At 60.8% G+C, this 1330-nt stretch carries 1 protein-coding gene and 1 pseudogene; both read left to right on the forward strand.

Features of this window, described 5'->3' with window-relative positions:
- Window positions 1–969, forward strand: a pseudogene (locus EOA86_RS34885) (hypothetical protein); the annotation flags it as partial.
- A 119-nt stretch (window positions 970–1088) separates the two neighbouring features.
- The coding region (locus tag EOA86_RS34890; protein WP_128345649.1) for an alpha/beta fold hydrolase at window positions 1089–1330 on the forward strand (242 nt) is incomplete at its 3' end.

The raw sequence follows: 1330 nt of genomic DNA on the forward strand, positions 1-1330 counted from the left end.
GTATTCGACGTCTTGCCGGGACCAACGGCGGGCGATGTCACTCTGGAGCTTCAAAGCGGGGCGACCGGACGGGTCCTGCTGTCACGCAACTTGACTGCCGCCGACAGCACACCCTCCACCGTCGAGGATAGTGTCGCCGGCATTTTGAGTTCGGCCGCTCCCGCCTCTGGCACGATCTACAACTACATCGAACAGAGCGGCCTTCAGACCGGCCTGACGGAATGTCTGCTGCTCAACGACAAGTACTATCTCGACCAGGGCGCCAAAACCCATGAGGCTGCCTATCGCTGTCTCGAAAACCTGATCAACCGGGATGCGAAATCGTCACTCGTCTATTCGGAGCTCGCGACCCTGCATCTCGAGGCGGCCACAGATCACTACGCCTATCCGGCCGGCGCGACGATCGAACAGGCGATGTCGCTTGCCCGTCGCGCCGTGCAGATGGGGCCGACCAGTCCCTATGCCCACCGTGCCTATGGCTATCTCAATTCCCGCCTCGGCAATTCGGAGGAATCGATCCGCTGGATGCACAAGGCCTACGAACTCAACCCTTACGACCTCAGCATGGCGGCAGCTTACGCCTATGGGCTGATTTTTGCCGGCAGGTATAGGGAGGGAACACCTATCCTAGCTCACGCCGCCGAAACTTCCAGCGCCCATCCGACCTGGTGGGACTACGGGCTTTTCGTCGGGCAGTTCATGGCGGGCGATATGAATAAGGCCGCGCTTGCCAGTGATGCGTTGCAAGCGACGCCCACGAAATCGCACTATCTGGCTGCGCGGCTGATCGGCGCGAAGGCAGCCGGCCGCAATCAACTGGCCCACGAACTCGCGGACGAGATGACTGTCAAATTCCCGAAATTCGCTGCAGATCCGCGCGCAACCTTTGTCGAGCGGAGATACCCCGCCGATCTGATCGACCGGCTGGTCGAGGCCTTGCGTGCCGCCGGGCTCGGCAATGCCAGCTAGCGCTTCTAACGCACGGCTGATCGCGGGAACTCACTGGCCATCGGCTTGGACAAGGCGCAGTCGAGCCATAATCTGGAACCTCGCGTACTGTTTGATTTTGCAGTAGAACCATAAAATTCATGATTTCATCCCTTTACGCTGCCGAACGGGGCGCCGGCCCGAAGACGGTTGTCTTCCTGCATGGCTTCGGCGGTTGTCACGGCGACTGGCAGGAGGTGATTTCGACACTGGCACTTGGTTCACGGACGCTGGCCTATGATCTTCCGGGCCATGGGCTATCCCTCGATTTCCCGGGTGGTGGCCCGGCCAAGGCGGCCGCTCGGGCCGTTCTTGCAGACCTCGCCGCACGCAGAATTAGGAG

The sequence above is a fragment of the Mesorhizobium sp. M5C.F.Ca.IN.020.32.2.1 genome (assembly GCF_004023105.1).
Classification (GTDB): Bacteria; Pseudomonadota; Alphaproteobacteria; order Rhizobiales; family Rhizobiaceae; genus Mesorhizobium; species Mesorhizobium wenxiniae.